This window comes from Pseudomonas antarctica, from assembly GCF_900624995.1.
GTDB lineage: Bacteria > Pseudomonadota > Gammaproteobacteria > Pseudomonadales > Pseudomonadaceae > Aquipseudomonas > Aquipseudomonas antarctica.
This window is the reverse complement of record NZ_UYXQ01000009.1, coordinates 122,726-137,607: the sequence shown is the minus strand read 5'-3', so window position 1 is coordinate 137,607 and position 14,882 is coordinate 122,726. Positions and strand designations below refer to the sequence as shown.

Below are 14,882 nucleotides of genomic sequence, written 5' to 3'. Positions count from 1 at the left end.
CCATTCCATTCTAGTCGGTAGGTTGCGGTTTTCTGCCAAGCAAATCGGCATTGGGCATCGGCCCGTGAAAGGTCACGAAGCCGGCGTAACGGCTGATCGCCAGGTGCAACGCGGTGATGTCGCTGTAACCCACAAATGGCTTGGGGTTGGCGCGCAGCAGGTCGAAGTCCAGGCGATCCAGCAAGCGTGGTGTGCCGTAGCCGCCGCGCAGGCAGAAGACGGCATCGATTTCGGGGTCGGCAAAGGCAGCATGCAGGTCGCGCAGACGCACGTCGTCGCTGCCTGCGAGGTAACCATCGCGTTCGTATACACCCGAGAAGATCCTTAGCTCGTGGCCACGGGCGCGCAGCCATTGCCCGGCTTTTTCAACGTCGAGGGCGGCCGGGCCGGCAGGGGCAATCAGGCCAATTACGCCTTCGGCACGAAGGGCGGGTACCGCAGTTGCAGGTTCAATGCTCATCCATAAGTCTCCCATTTATAACGCCGAACGAAATGTGGGAGGGGGCTTGCTCCCGATAGCGTTAAATCAGCCCGCACAGGCAGCGACTGATATACCACAATCGGGAGCAAGCCCCCTCCCACATTGGATCTGCAGCGTTACGCAGGCCTTTTACGAAACCAGGCTGGCCTTGACCAGCTTGGCCTGCTCATCGGCGTGGTACGAGGAGCGTACCAACGGGCCGGACGCCACGTTCTTAAAGCCCATTTTGTAACCTTCCTCGGCGAACCAGGCGAAGGTGTCCGGGTGCACGAAGCGCTGCACCGGCAAGTGGCTACGCGACGGCTGCAGGTACTGACCCAGAGTCAGCATATCGATGTCGTGTTCGCGCATGCGCTTCATGACTTCGATGACTTCTTCGTCGGTTTCGCCCAAGCCCAGCATCAGGCCGGATTTGGTCGGAATGTGCGGCATCATCTGCTTGAATTTCTGCAGCAGGGTCAGCGACCACTGGTAGTCAGAACCCGGGCGCGCGGCCTTGTAGAGCCGTGGTACGGTTTCCAGGTTGTGGTTGAACACATCCGGTGGCTCGGCCGCGGTGATTTCCAGCGCAACGTCCATACGGCCACGGTAGTCCGGAACCAGGGTTTCGAGCATCACGTTCGGCGACAGCTTGCGGATTTCGCGGATGCAGTCGGCAAAGTGCTGGGCACCGCCGTCACGCAGGTCGTCGCGGTCTACCGAGGTGATCACTACGTATTTGAGTTTCAGGTCGGCGATGGCGATGGCCAGGCTTTCCGGCTCGTTGACGTCCAGTGGCTTCGGCCGGCCGTGGCCAACGTCGCAGAACGGGCAACGACGCGTGCAGATGTCACCCATGATCATGAAGGTGGCAGTGCCACCGGAGAAGCACTCACCCAGGTTCGGGCAGGACGCCTCTTCGCACACGCTGTGCAGCTTGTGTTTGCGCAGCAGGGCCTTGATACGGTCGACTTCCGGCGAAACCGGGATACGCACGCGAATCCAGTCCGGTTTTTTAGGCAGTTCGGTAGTCGGGATGATCTTGACCGGGATGCGTGCAACCTTCTCGGCGCCGCGCAGCTTGACGCCGGCTTCCACCTTGGCACGCGGGGCCGGGGCCGGACGCTCGGTGATGTCCAGCGTCGGGATCATGGTTTGCACTGCATCAGTAGTCATAATCAGTCGATTCCGCCCGTAAGGGTCGTCTGCTCAGCATAGTCGAGGTGTTTGACGAGCTGCGCACGCAGCCGGGCACTTACCTCGGCAAATTTAATCGGTGCGGCGTGCTCACTCAGCTGGGTCATCGCCAACCCTGCGTAACCGCACGGGTTGATGCGCCCGAAGGGCGCCAGGTTCATGTCCACGTTCAGGGCCAGGCCATGAAAGGAACAACCGTGGCGAATGCGCAAACCGAGGGAGGCGATTTTCGCGCCGTCCACGTACACACCGGGTGCATCGGGCTTGGCTGCGGCGCTCACGCCGTAACTGGCCAACAGCTCGATCAGGCAAGCCTCCATGCGGCTTACCAAGTCACGTACGCCAAACCCTAGCTTGCGCACGTCCAGCAATAGATACGCTACCAGCTGACCCGGCCCATGGTAAGTCACTTGACCCCCTCGGTCGACCTGCACCACCGGAATATCCCCCGGCAGCAGCAGATGCTCGGCCTTGCCGGCCTGGCCCTGGGTAAAGACCGGTGGGTGTTCCACCAGCCAAATCTCATCCGGCGCCGAGCTGCCGCGTTCATTGGTGAACCGCTGCATGGCGTGCCAAACGGGCTCGTAGGCCATCTGGCCGAGCTCGCGAAAGCCCAGGACCTGTGACATCACAGCACCATGTGCACGAAGCCGGTGGCCCGCAGTTCACTGTTGATGTCGTAGAGCTGGTCTTGACCGGTTGCAACGATGTGCAACTGGATCGTGGTGTATTTACCGTTGGAGCTCAAACGCTCGTCCACCCGGTTGTCGTTGATCGCTGCGTGTTTACGCACGATCTCGAGAATCTTGTCTTTGTTGCCCACACCGGTATCGCTGATCACCTTGACGGGATAGTCCACGTTTGGGAATTCGATCTTTGGCGCCTTTACGTCTACTTCTTTATCGGTCATGGCAGAACGGCCTCGTAAGCGGTAAGCCGTGGCGACGGGCAAAGCCCCGCGTCGGATCAACGCGGGGCTTTGCAGGTGCACACAATCAGTTGAACAAGCTGTAGAAGAATAGACGGATGCTATCCCACACGCGGCGGAAGATACCACCTTCGTCGACGGCGTCCAGCGCGATCAGGTCGGCGCTGTGCACCACCTTGTCGTCCAGCTTCACGTCGACTTTACCGATGACGTCACCCTTGGCAATTGGCGCAACCAATTGTGGGTTCATGGTCATGCTGGCAACGAGCTTTTTCAGCTGGCCTTTAGGCATGGTCAAGGTCAGGTCTTCAGCCAGGCCGGCCTTGACTTGGTGGGTCGCGCCTTTCCACACCGGCGCTTGAGCCAGTTCGGCGCCCTTCTGGTAGAAGGTCTGGGTTTCAAAGAAGCGGAAACCGTAGGTCAGCAGTTTTTGCGTCTCGGCCGCACGGGCCTGCTCGCTGTTAGTGCCGAAGACCACCGCGATCAGGCGCTGGCCGTCACGTACAGCGGACGACACCATGCAGTAGCCGGCTTCGTCGGTGTGGCCGGTTTTCAGGCCGTCGACGGTCTTGTCGCGCCACAGCAGCAGGTTGCGGTTTGGTTGCTTGATGTTGTTCCAGAAGAACTCCTTCTGGGAGTAGATCGCGTAGTGCACCGGGTCGACACGGATGATCGCGCGAGCCAGCACTGCCATGTCGTGAGCCGACGAGTAGTGCTCTGGGTTCGGCAGGCCGGTCGGGTTCATGAAGTGGCTGTTGGTCATGCCCAGGTCGCCAGCAGTCTTGTTCATCATGTCGGCGAAGGCGTCTTCACTGCCGGCGATGTGCTCGGACAGGGCCACGCTGGCGTCGTTACCGGACTGAATGATGATGCCGTGCAGCAGGTCGCTCACGGTGACTTGCGAGCCGACCTTGATGAACATCCGCGAACCGCCGGTGCGCCAGGCGTTTTCGCTGACGGTGACTGGGTCGTTTTCGCCGATCTGGCCGCGACGGATTTCCAAGGTCGCGATGTAAGCCGTCATCAGCTTGGTCAGGCTGGCGGGTGGCAGGCGCTGGTCACCGTTGTTTTCGACCAGCACATTGCCGCTGGCGGCATCCATGAGCACCCAGGCCTTGGCGGCCAGTTGCGGGGAAGCCGGCACCATTTCAACCGCCCAGGCGGCCGGGGTGATGATCAGCGAAAGAAGCAGGCACGTGCGTTTGGCTAAGGTGGTGATGTTCATCCGTCTCTCGAAATTGCTTATGGAAACTTGCCCTCGCGGGCAAAACTATTCAGACAGCCCGCTGCCAGACTGTCACGTGTTCGGTTGCCCGCTCACCCCTTGCCCCTGGGTTTTTATTGTTCAACGAGCCAACAACCAGGGTTCAGGCCCGCGTACGAGCCCCAACCTTCAATCTGTATTATTCGGCGGTGACCACACTGGGTTGCCCCAGGTTGGCCAGGCGCACGCTGTTCTGCACCTGCGCCACTTCGCTTGGCGACCCAATCGGCCCCATGCGCACACGGTGCAAGGTCTGCTGGTTACGCACGATGGAGCTGATGAAGACCGGCGCATTGACCATGCCGCTGAGCTTGGACCTTAACAGTTCTGCCGCATCCGGGTTGGCGAAAGCGCCCACTTGCAGGTACTGGCCGCCCACGGTAGAGGCACCCGGTGCTGCGTGAGGCACGACCACCGTGTCCGGCGCGTGCTGTGCTGGAGGCGGCGTCCATTGCTCGATCTTGCCGGTTGACGCCGTCACCTGCGGCTGCGGCGTTTGCGGCTCGTTGAGCATCAACGGCGCGGGTTTGCCGCGCTGAGCCCAATACTGAGCCGGGTCGATGCCTTCTACTTTCACGCGCGCAGTGCCGATTTCGGCATAACCGAGTTTCTTCGCAGCGGCGTAAGACAAGTCGATGATGCGGTCCGAATAGAACGGCCCGCGGTCGTTGACCCGCAGGATCACCGTACGGTTGTTGTCCAGGTTGGTCACGCGAACGTAGCTGGGCAGTGGCAGGGTCTTGTGGGCCGCGCTCATGCCGTACAGGTCATACACCTCGCCGTTGGCGGTGTTCTGGCCATGGAATTTGGTGCCGTACCAGGACGCCGTGCCCGACTGCACGTAGGTCTTGGAATCCTGCAGCGGGAAGTAGCTCTTGCCCAGCACGGTATACGGGTTGGCCTTGTACGGCCCGGTGTGCAGGGTCGGCGTGGCATCCGGGATTTTCGACACGTCGACGTCCCACCACGGCGCGCCGTCTTTGTGCGCGCGGTTGATGTCCAGGCCTGGCTGGGCGCGGACGACACCGCCCTTCTGCGCAGGCGCGCGACTGGTGGTAGAGGAACAACTGACAACCAGCAAGGACAACGCGGTGAACGCCACCAGCTTGAGCGGTTTATTGAACGGCGATGCCCGCATTACTTGTTGCCCCGTGCTTGTACTAGCATGTCAGACAGTTGATGCACGGCCATGGCGTACATCACACTGCGGTTATAACGCGTGATTGCGTAAAAATTCTTCAGGCCCATCCAGTATTCCGGGCCGTTTTCGCCTTCCAGGCGGAACGCCGTCACCGGCGTATCATCGCGTGGCGCATTCTGACCCGACCAGCCCAGCGCTCGCAACTCCCCGACGGTCTTGACCGGCTCGATTCCCTGGGTCAGGCCTTCATCGGCACGCTCACCGGCCACATCGGCACGGATCACCACCGGCTCGCCGGACACCCAACCGTGGCGTTTGAAGTAGCTGGCCACGCTGCCGATGGCATCGTCCGGGTTGCTCCAGATATTGATGTGGCCGTCGCCGTCGAAATCCACCGCATAGGCGCGAAAGCTGCTCGGCATGAACTGCGGCAAGCCCATCGCACCGGCGTAGGAGCCTTTGAGGGTCAGTGGGTCGACCTGTTCTTCGCGGGCCAGCAACAGGAACTCGCGCAGCTCCTTGCGGAAGAACTCCGCGCGCGGCGGGTAATCGAAGCCCAGGGTCGACAAGGCGTCAATCACCCGGTAACTGCCGGTATTACGCCCGTAGAAGGTTTCAATGCCGATGATCGCGACGATGACCTGGGCCGGCACGCCGTATTCCTGCTCGGCGCGGGCCAACACGGCTTCATGCTGGCGCCAGAAGTCCACACCGCGCGCCACGCGGGCGTCGGTGAGGAACATCGGGCGGTATTCTTTCCACTGTTTAACGCGCTCGGCGGGACGCGAGATCGCGTCGAGGATCGCCTGCTTGCGCTGAGCTTCGCGGAACACGCCCATCAGCTGTTCACCGGCGAAACCATAGTCGCGGGTCATTTCACCGACAAATTCGGCGACCTGGGGTGAACCATCGTAGTCACCGGCCTGCGCCTCTTGCGTCGCGCCCAGCAGCCCAATCAGGCTCATCCAGGACGCATGCCGAGTCGCCCAGCCGCGCATTACTTGCATTGACATCTTCACCTTATTCAAACCTGCGCGATCCACTTGCGATGCGTATGAATCGACATCAAAACCCCAAACGCTGACAGCAATGTCACCAGCGAAGTTCCGCCGTAGCTAATGAACGGCAACGGCACCCCAACCACCGGCAACAGGCCACTGACCATACCGATGTTGACGAAAACGTAAACAAAAAACGTCATGGTCAGGCTGCCGGCGAGCAATTTGCCGAACAGTGTCTGCGCCTGCGCGGTGATTACCAACCCCCGACCAATCAACAGCAAATAAATCAGCAACAGCGCGCAAATGCCCACCAGGCCGAACTCTTCGCCCAGTACCGCAATAATGAAGTCAGTGTGGCTTTCAGGCAAAAAGTCCAAGTGCGACTGGGTGCCCAGTAACCAGCCCTTACCAAATACGCCCCCAGAACCGATGGCCGCCTTGGACTGGATGATGTTCCAGCCGGTGCCCAGCGGGTCGCTCTCCGGGTCAAGGAACGTAAGGATCCGCTGCTTCTGGTAGTCGTGCATAAAGAAGAACCACATGGCCACGGCCACCGGGATCGCCGCAGCCAGCACGCTGAGGATCCAGCGCCAGCGCAAGCCGCCCATAAACAGCACGAACGCGCCACCTGCGAGGATCAGCAACGACGTGCCCAGGTCCGGCTGGCGCACGATCAGGATAAAAGGCACGCCAATCAGGATCAGGCTGATGCCCACGTGCTTGAGCTGCGGCGGCAAGGTGCGTTTGGACAAGTACCAGGCGATGGTCGCTGGCATGAGGATCTTCATGAATTCCGACGGCTGGAAGCGAATCACCCCTGGAATGTTGATCCAGCGCGTCGCGCCCATGGCGTTGTGGCCCATCACGTCCACCACCACCAGCAGCAATACGCCGGCGATATACCCCAGTGGCACCCAACGCGCCATGAATCGTGGCTCCAGCTGGGCGATCACCACCATCGACAACAGGCCCAAGCCGAACGAGGAGGCCTGCTTGATCAGCAGGTCCCAGTTCTTGCCACTGGCCGAATACAGCACGAACAGGCTGCCGGCCGCCAAGGTCAGCAGCAGGATCAGCAACGGGCCATCAATGTGCATGCGCTGCAACAACGTCGCGCGGCGACGCATCACATCCTCGCTGGAGAGGATGCGGTCAAAATTACTCTTCACGGGCCGGGACCTCGGTGCTTGAAGGGGGGCCGCCATATTCGGGCTTGAGCCTGCCGTCGTCGGCCAATAGCCAGGCGTCCATCACTTGGCGCACTACGGGCGCTGCAACGCCGGAGCCGGACTCACCGTTTTCGACCATCACCGCCACGACGATTTTCGGGTCATCGGCCGGGGCAAAGCCGACAAACAGCGCGTGGTCACGGTGGCGTTCTTGAACCTTGGAACGGTCATATTTCTCGCCCTGTTTGATCGCCACCACCTGGGCGGTACCGCTCTTGCCGGCGATGCGGTATTGCGCGCCGACCGCCGCTTTACGCGCGGTGCCGCGGGCGCCGTGCATCACTTGCTGCATGCCGTGGTTGACCTTGTCCCAGTCGGACGGGTCGCGTAGCACGATGTCGGGGATCGGGTTTTCATCCACCGGCCGCTCGCCTTCGACGGTCTTGGCCAGGTGCGGACGGTTCCAGATGCCTTTGTTGGCCACCAGCGCCGTGGCCTGGGCCAGTTGCAGCGGCGTGGCCTGCATATAGCCCTGGCCGATGCCGAGGATCAGGGTTTCACCCGGGAACCACGCTTGGCGACGGGTCGCGCGTTTCCACTCCCGCGACGGCATCAAGCCTGGGGATTCTTCGAACATGTCCAGGGAGACTTTCTGACCGAGGCCGAACTTGCCCATATAGGCAGACAGCCGGTCGATCCCCAGCTTGTGGGCCAGGTCATAAAAATAGGTGTCGTTGGAGCGCATGATCGCGGTGTCCAGGTCGACATAGCCGTCACCGGTGCGGTTCCAGTTACGGTATTTGTGGTCGTAGTTGGGCAGCATGTAGTAGCCCGGGTCGAACACACGGCTCGACGCGGTGATCACGCCCGAATCCAAACCGGCAATCGCCACCGCCGGTTTGATGGTCGAACCTGGCGGATACAGCCCTCGCAGCACGCGGTTGAACAGTGGCCGGTCGATGGAATCACGCAATTCGGCGTAGGCCTTAAAGCTGATCCCGGTAACAAACAGGTTGGGGTCGAAACTCGGCTGACTGACCATCGCCAGCACTTCGCCGGTTTTCGGATCCAGTGCCACCACAGCGCCACGCCGACCGCCGAGGGCCATTTCAGCCGCTTCCTGCAGCTTGATGTCCAGGCTCAGCACGATGTCTTTGCCCGGCACCGGGTCGGTGCGTTTGAGCACCCTCAGCACGCGGCCACGCGCGTTGGTTTCGACTTCCTCGTAACCCACCTGGCCATGCAGCTCAGGCTCATAGAAGCGTTCGATGCCGGTTTTACCAATGTGGTGAGTGCCGCTGTAATTCACCGGATCGAGACTTTTCAGCTCTTTCTCGTTGATGCGCCCCATGTAGCCGACGGAGTGGGCAAAGTGCGGCCCTTGCGGGTAATGCCGCACCAATTGCGCCACCACTTCCACACCGGGCAGGCGGAACTGGTTCACCGCAATGCGGGCAATTTGCTCTTCGGTCAGCTCAAACAGGATCGGCACCGGCTCGAACGGCCGACGCCCCTGCTTCATGCGTTTTTCGAAAATCACCCGGTCTTCCGGAGTCATCTGCAGCACCTCGACGATCACATCGAGGATCTGCTGCCAGTCGCCGGAACGCTCACGCGTCATGCTCAGGCTGAAGCTGGGCCGGTTATCCGCGACCACCACGCCATTGCGGTCGAAAATCAGCCCACGGGTCGGCGGAATCGGCTGCACATGCACCCGGTTATTTTCCGACAATGTGGAGTGATAGTCGTACTGGATCACCTGCAGGAAATACAGGCGCGCAATCAACACCGCAATCAAACCCACCACCAGAAAAGCGCCAAAAATGACCCGCGAGCGCACCAGACGTGCGTCTTTCTCGTGGTCCTTGATGCGGATCGGCTGGGTCATCGGCAGGGGCGCAGATTATTTGTGGTAAGGGTGCCCGGACAGAACTGTCCAGGCGCGATACAGCTGTTCACCGATCAGAATCCTTACCAACGGGTGCGGCAGCGTCAGCGCCGACAACGACCAGCGCTGGTCCGCCCGCGCACAGACTTCCGGCGCCAGCCCCTCGGGGCCGCCGACCATGAAGTTGACCGTACGCGAATCCAGGCGCCAGCGGTCCAGCTCCACCGCCAGTTGCTCGGTGCTCCAGGGCTTGCCGTGCACCTCAAGGGTGACGATACGCTCGTTGGGGCCGACCTTGGCCAACATGGCTTCGCCTTCCTGACGGATAAAGCGCGCCACGTCGGCATTCTTGCCCCGGGTATTGAGCGGTATTTCCACCAATTCCAGCGACAGCTCAGCGGGCAGACGCTTGGCATACTCGTGCCAGCCTTCTTCCACCCACTTGGGCATGCGTGAACCGACAGCGATCAGACGCAGGCGCACAGCCGTTCCTTATTCCTGGTCTTTGTTGAGCTTGTCGAAGTGCGCGTGGCCCACTTCCGGGCTGTGGTGCTTGCCATCAGCGGCACGGCTCTGCTCGGCGCCTTTCCACAGACGCTCCAGGTCGTAGAACTGACGGGCGTTGGAGGTCATCATGTGAACGATCACGTCGTCCATGTCCAACAGTACCCAGTCGCTGTCGCCCTTGCCTTCTTCACCCAGCGGCTTCACGCCTTGGGCTTTGACGGCTTCACGCACTTTGTCCAGCATCGCGCCGATCTGGCGGTTGGAGGTACCCGTGGCGATGATCATGAAGTCGGTGATGCTCTGCTTGTCGCGCACGTCCAGAACCTGGATGTCCTGGGCCTTAACGTCTTCCAGGGCAGCCACGGCGACTTTTACCAGCTCTTCGCCAGCCAGCTCAGGGCCGGTGTGCACTTCAACTGGCAGCGGGGCGCTTTTGAACGTGCCTTTGCGCTTAACTTTGCTTACGTCTTTGTTCGTCATATAAAACTCGTTTTGCTCGTATGTTCGGGCGCTCGCTGCACGACTGTGCGTAGCGACAAGCGCGCCTTTTCAGTTCGACGCACGGTAAAGCCCGTGCGCATCGATGTAGGCCAGGACCGCGTCAGGCACCAGGAAACGTACCGACTTCCCGCTGGCCAGCAGTTGACGGATCTGGGTGGCGGACACCGCAAGCGGGGTCTGCCAGACGAATGCAATATTCCCGTTTGGCCCGGTCAGGGCCAAGGGGTCACTTACCGACCGCGCGGCCAGCAGGTTGCGCAAGGCATCCGGCGGTTCGCTGTCGGCATCCGGGCGTTGCAAAACCAGGATGTGGCAGTGCTGGAGGAGTTCCTCCCAGCGATGCCAAGAGGGCAGGCCGCAAAATGCGTCCCAGCCCAAAAGCAGAAACAACTGGTCATCTGCGGCCAACTCGGCACGCATCAACTCCAGGGTATCGACAGTGTAGGACGGTTTATCGCGCTTGAGCTCGCGATCGTCCACCACCAGCGGTGCTATGCCGCCTACGGCAAGGCGCACCATTTCCAGGCGTTGCTGCGCTGACACCTGCGGCGTATCGCGATGCGGCGGCCGCGCGTTGGGCATCACACGCAGCTCATCCAGCGCGAGGGCATCCGCCACTTCCAGGGCACTGCGCAAATGGCCGATGTGCACGGGGTCGAAGGTGCCGCCAAGCAGCCCGATGCGTTTAGCCATCAAGTGCGCACATGACCGTCGCCGAACACCACGTACTTCTCGCTGGTCAGGCCTTCCAGGCCAACCGGGCCGCGTGCGTGGAGCTTGTCGGTGGAAATGCCGATCTCCGCCCCCAGGCCATACTCGAAGCCGTCGGCAAAACGCGTCGAGGCGTTGACCATCACCGAAGCGGAATCCACTTCGTTGAGGAAACGCCGGGCATCGCTGAAATGCTCGGAAACAATGGCGTCGGTGTGCTTGGAGCCGTACTTGTTGATGTGTTCGATGGCCTGGTCCAGGTCATCGACGATGCGGATCGACAGGATCGGCGCCGTGTACTCGGTGTACCAGTCTTGTTCAGTCGCCTCGATCACGTCCACGCCCAGCAGCGCACGGGTACGCTCGCAACCACGCAATTCCACACCCTTGTCCCGGTAGATGGCAGCCAGCGGCGGCAGCACGCGATCGGCAATGCCGACGTGCACCAGCAGGGTTTCCATGGTGTTGCACGGGGCGTAGCGGTGGGTCTTGGCGTTGTCGGCGATGCGGATCGCCTTGTCGATATCGGCGGCAATGTCGATGTACACGTGGCACACGCCGTCCAGGTGCTTGATCACCGGCACTTTAGCATCACGGCTGACGCGCTCGATCAGGCCCTTGCCACCGCGCGGCACGATCACATCGACAAATTCCGGCAGGGTAATCAGCGCGCCTACGGCGGCGCGGTCGGTGGTTTCCACCACTTGCACCACTTCGGCAGGCAACTCGGCCACGGCCAGGCCCTGCTGAATGCAGGCGGCAATGGCGCGGTTGGAATTGATCGCCTCGGAACCGCCACGCAGGATGGTGGCGTTGCCGGACTTGAGGCACAGGCTCGCGGCGTCGATGGTCACGTTCGGGCGTGACTCGTAAATGATGCCGATCACGCCCAGGGGCACGCGCATTTTGCCGACCTGAATACCGGACGGCAGGTAACGCATGTCGCGGATTTCACCGATGGGGTCAGGCAGCTTGGCCACCTGACGCAGGCCTTCGATCATGTCGTCGATACGTGCCGGGGTCAGCGCCAGGCGGTCCAGCAGGGCCGGTTCCAGGCCATTGGCGCGACCGCTGGCCAAGTCCAGTTCATTGGCAGCGGCCAGCTCGGAGCGCGAAGCATCCAGAGCATCAGCGGCCGCCAGCAGGGCACGGTTCTTCTGCGCAGTGCTCGCACGGGCGATCAACCGCGAGGCCTGACGGGCAGCGCGACCCAGGCGGGTCATGTAGTCAAGAACGGACTCAGTCATGGTCGGGGAGTCTTGGCAAAGAGGAAAGCGGCAGATTATAGCTGTGACGCCGCCCGACTGACAGCGGTGTGGGGCGGATGGTCGAAATGAACTGTAAAAACTTGGGGTTCAGCGGTAATTAAGGTGGGAGTTGTTATTATTCGGTCACATTTAGCCGTATTAACCTTGTCGCCATGTCCAGTTTTGCCCCCAAGATCCCCGCCGGCGCCCTGCCCGACCGCTTCTTCGACCGCGACGCGCAAGTTCTTGCGCGGGAATTACTCGGGAAAGTCATACGCCATCGTGTCGGCGATACGTGGCTTTCAGCGCGAATTATTGAAACCGAGGCCTATTACGTGGCCGAAAAAGGCAGCCACGCCTCACTCGGCTACACAGAAAAACGTAAGGCTTTGTTTCTGGATGGTGGGCATATCTATATGTACTACGCACGTGGTGGCGATTCGCTGAACTTCAGCGCGCAAGGCCCGGGTAATGCCGTGCTGATCAAATCAGCCTACCCCTGGGTCGATAACATCTGTGGCCCAGCCAGCCTGGCGCAGATGCTGCTGAACAACCCGGACGCCAACGGCCATCCGCGCCCTTCGCAAAAACTCTGCGCCGGCCAGACCCTGCTGTGTAAAGCCCTCGGGCTGAAAGTGCCGATGTGGGACGCCAAACGTTTTGACCAGGAACGGCTCTACGTTGAAGACGTAGGCCAGACACCGACGCAGATCATTCAGACGACCCGCCTGGGCATTCCCAGTGGTCGCGATGAACATTTGATGTACCGCTTCGTCGATGCGGGCTATGCGCCTTATTGCACCAGGAACCCGTTGCGTCGGGGCCAGGTCGAAGGCCGCGATTATTTTTTGATTTGAACAGACTGAAAATTGAAACCTGCAGCACAGCTGCTCCCACAGTTGATCTTCACTGCCTCAGGTTTCGTCTGACATACATGGAGTGGATTGTATGGGCCAATGGCTCGATAGCATTACCGGCTGGCTGACCCTGAACCCAGAATGGCTGGCCGTGGCGGTGTTTATCGTCGCGTGCGTGGAGTGCCTGGCCATCGCCGGGTTGATCGTGCCGGGCACGGTGTTGCTGTCTGCCATTGCGGCGCTGGCCGGCAGCGGTGCGCTGTCCTTGAGTGAAACCCTGCTGATGGGTTTCCTCGGTGGCCTGTTGGGTGACGGAGTTTCCTACTACCTGGGCCGGCATTTCCATCAGAACATCCGGCGCCTGCCCGGCTTACGCCACCACCCTGAATGGATGAATGGCGCAGAAACCTACTTCCATAAGTACGGCATCGCCAGCCTGCTGGTAGGACGCTTCATCGGCCCGTTGCGCCCCATGCTGCCGATGGTCGCCGGCATGTGCGACATGCCCTTCCCACGCTTTGCCGCCGTGAGCATCCTGGCGGCAGCCGGTTGGTCAGTAGCTTATCTGCTGCCCGGCTGGGCGGCCGGCGCCGCGTTCCGCTTGCCATTGCCGGAAGGCTTCTGGCCGGAAGCCGGCATTGTCGCAGCCTGTTTGGCGATATTGCTGGGGCTGAGTTTGAACAGCAGCCTGCGCGGCCATCGTCGCGCCACCTTATTGATCGGCTGCGCCAGCCTGACGCTGTTGATCGCGCTGTTTATCGGCTACCCGCACCTCAATGACTTCGATCAGGGCCTGAGCGCACTGGTGCAGGAACATCGCAGCCCCTGGCTGGACGAGGTGATGGTGCGCATCACCCAGTTGGGTGAGTTCAAGAAGATGTTTGTCGCCAGTGCGGTGTTCACCGGCTTGTTACTGCTGGCGCGACAGTGGCGCCATGCCGTGTTCGTCGGTGCCACCCTGGCCGGGGCGGCGGTAATCAATACCGGCACCAAGCTGTTTTTCGCCCGGGGTCGCCCGGAAATCCTGACGGACCCACTGACCAGTTTCAGCATGCCCAGTGGCCACGCCTCCGGCGCCTTTGCGTTTTTCCTGGCGCTGGCCGTGCTGGCCGGTCGCGGGCAACCCACGCGCTTGCGCCTGACCTGGATGCTACTGGGGTGTATGCCGGCCGCTTTCATTGCGCTGTCGCGGGTGTACCTGGGGGCGCATTGGCCCACGGATATCCTGGCCGGCACGCTGCTGGCAATGACGGTGTGCGCGTTCAGCCTGACCCTCATCCAGTCTCGAAGCCCGCTGCCGGCCATGCCGCAAAAAACCTGGTGGCTACTGCTACCGGCCATCGTGGCAGTGCTGAGTTTTATCGCGCTCACCGGCACGCCCCACGCCCTGCTGCGTTATGCCTATTGAGTGAAGAGTTCGCCCTGCAACTCATCGAGCAACATCTGGATTGCGTCCAGGCGTTGCTGCGGGTCGTCGAGTTGCAGCAGGTCGATCTTGTCGGCCTCGGTGAACGGCAATAGATAAGCAAGCTGGTTGGCCAAGGCTTGCTGACCCTCGGCATGAGTGCCCATGTCCAGCGAGGCGACCATCGGGTGTTCGGCCAGAGCCTGGAGCAACGCCAGCAGGTCGGCGTCCTCTTCTTCCAGCGGCGGGTCCGGCAGCTCTTCGAGCCACTGCACTTCAGCCACCAGCAACTGGTCCTTCTGCACCCCGGCGTCACGCACGCGGAACCTGCGCCCGCCTTCGACGCGAATCCCCAGCAGGCCGTTGTCCTGTTGTTTGAAGTCGCGAATCAGCGCTTCACAGCCGATCAGCGCGTAGCCGTCCGGGGCCATGCCCACTTCCCTGCCGTCGAGGATGCACACCACGCCGAAGCTTTCGCCCTTTTTCATGCAGCGGCTGATCATGTCCAAGTAGCGCGCCTCGAACAGTTGCAAGTCGAGGGTGCAGCCAGGGAACAGCACGGTATTGAGCGGGAACAGCGCCAGACTCATAGAGGTTTCCTTAAAC

Annotated in this window: 15 protein-coding genes and 1 pseudogene; 2 read left to right on the top strand and 14 right to left on the bottom strand. The window is 61.2% G+C overall.

The genetic code is table 11. The annotated features are described in order from the left end of the window. Positions 1–13 precede the first annotated feature (13 nt). From E0F99_RS09505 to E0F99_RS09445, 13 genes and pseudogenes are all read right to left on the bottom strand, one after another. A pseudogene (locus tag E0F99_RS09505) lies at positions 14–460 on the bottom strand (LD-carboxypeptidase); the annotation flags it as partial. 150 nt (positions 461–610) lie between these two features. Further along, positions 611–1,612 carry a lipoyl synthase gene (lipA, locus tag E0F99_RS09500; protein ID WP_057444888.1) on the bottom strand — a complete coding sequence of 334 codons (1,002 nt, stop codon included), beginning with the start codon at positions 1,610–1,612 and terminating at the stop codon, positions 611–613. A gap of 26 nt (positions 1,613–1,638) precedes the next feature. Further along, positions 1,639–2,286 carry a lipoyl(octanoyl) transferase LipB gene (lipB, locus tag E0F99_RS09495; RefSeq protein WP_083356613.1) on the bottom strand — a complete coding sequence of 216 codons (648 nt, stop codon included), beginning with the start codon at positions 2,284–2,286 and terminating at the stop codon, positions 1,639–1,641. After that, positions 2,286–2,567 (bottom strand): DUF493 domain-containing protein, encoded by a 282-nt coding sequence (locus E0F99_RS09490; RefSeq protein WP_083356612.1) that lies wholly within the window; start codon positions 2,565–2,567, stop codon positions 2,286–2,288. Before E0F99_RS09490 ends, lipB begins: the two co-directional genes overlap by 1 nt. 85 nt (positions 2,568–2,652) lie before the next feature. Next, positions 2,653–3,810, bottom strand: coding sequence for a D-alanyl-D-alanine carboxypeptidase family protein (locus E0F99_RS09485; RefSeq protein ID WP_083356611.1), 1,158 nt, complete (start codon positions 3,808–3,810; stop codon positions 2,653–2,655). 178 nt (positions 3,811–3,988) lie between these two features. Continuing rightward, the gene (locus E0F99_RS09480; RefSeq protein ID WP_083356610.1) at positions 3,989–4,987 is read right to left on the bottom strand and encodes a septal ring lytic transglycosylase RlpA family protein; all 999 of its coding nucleotides are present in this window, start codon (positions 4,985–4,987) and stop codon (positions 3,989–3,991) included. Beyond that, positions 4,987–5,997, bottom strand: coding sequence for a lytic murein transglycosylase B (gene mltB / locus E0F99_RS09475; RefSeq protein ID WP_083356609.1), 1,011 nt, complete (start codon positions 5,995–5,997; stop codon positions 4,987–4,989). The genes E0F99_RS09480 and mltB overlap by 1 nt, the downstream gene beginning before the upstream one ends. Before the next feature lie 17 nt (positions 5,998–6,014). Beyond that, complete coding sequence (gene rodA / locus E0F99_RS09470; RefSeq protein ID WP_162276203.1) at positions 6,015–7,118, bottom strand: rod shape-determining protein RodA; 1,104 nt, start codon at positions 7,116–7,118, stop codon at positions 6,015–6,017. Between the two features lie 31 nt (positions 7,119–7,149). Beyond that, on the bottom strand, positions 7,150–9,048 hold the full coding sequence (mrdA, locus tag E0F99_RS09465; protein WP_083356607.1) for a penicillin-binding protein 2: 1,899 nt from the start codon (positions 9,046–9,048) through the stop codon (positions 7,150–7,152). A 15-nt stretch (positions 9,049–9,063) separates the two neighbouring features. Then, positions 9,064–9,531, bottom strand: a complete 468-nt coding sequence (gene rlmH, locus E0F99_RS09460) for a 23S rRNA (pseudouridine(1915)-N(3))-methyltransferase RlmH (protein WP_003176297.1) — start codon at positions 9,529–9,531, stop codon at positions 9,064–9,066. Between the two features lie 9 nt (positions 9,532–9,540). After that, positions 9,541–10,035 carry a ribosome silencing factor gene (rsfS, locus tag E0F99_RS09455; protein ID WP_083356606.1) on the bottom strand — a complete coding sequence of 165 codons (495 nt, stop codon included), beginning with the start codon at positions 10,033–10,035 and terminating at the stop codon, positions 9,541–9,543. 69 nt (positions 10,036–10,104) lie between these two features. Next, the gene (nadD, locus tag E0F99_RS09450; RefSeq protein ID WP_083356605.1) at positions 10,105–10,749 is read right to left on the bottom strand and encodes a nicotinate-nucleotide adenylyltransferase; all 645 of its coding nucleotides are present in this window, start codon (positions 10,747–10,749) and stop codon (positions 10,105–10,107) included. Next, entirely contained in the window at positions 10,749–12,014 is a 1,266-nt protein-coding gene (locus E0F99_RS09445; RefSeq protein WP_083356604.1) for a glutamate-5-semialdehyde dehydrogenase, read from the bottom strand. The genes nadD and E0F99_RS09445 overlap by 1 nt, the downstream gene beginning before the upstream one ends. Positions 12,015–12,187: 173 nt before the next feature. On the opposite strand from E0F99_RS09445, the gene E0F99_RS09440 reads away from it, so the two are divergent. Both E0F99_RS09440 and E0F99_RS09435 read left to right on the top strand, forming a co-directional pair. Then, entirely contained in the window at positions 12,188–12,871 is a 684-nt protein-coding gene (locus E0F99_RS09440; protein ID WP_083356603.1) for a DNA-3-methyladenine glycosylase, read from the top strand. A gap of 91 nt (positions 12,872–12,962) precedes the next feature. Beyond that, positions 12,963–14,279 (top strand): bifunctional DedA family/phosphatase PAP2 family protein, encoded by a 1,317-nt coding sequence (locus tag E0F99_RS09435; RefSeq protein WP_083356602.1) that lies wholly within the window; start codon positions 12,963–12,965, stop codon positions 14,277–14,279. Here the strand turns inward: E0F99_RS09435 and E0F99_RS09430 are convergent. Then, complete coding sequence (locus E0F99_RS09430; RefSeq protein ID WP_083356601.1) at positions 14,273–14,866, bottom strand: LON peptidase substrate-binding domain-containing protein; 594 nt, start codon at positions 14,864–14,866, stop codon at positions 14,273–14,275. The two genes, E0F99_RS09435 and E0F99_RS09430, sit on opposite strands and share 7 nt — an antisense overlap. Positions 14,867–14,882: the final 16 nt, after the last annotated feature.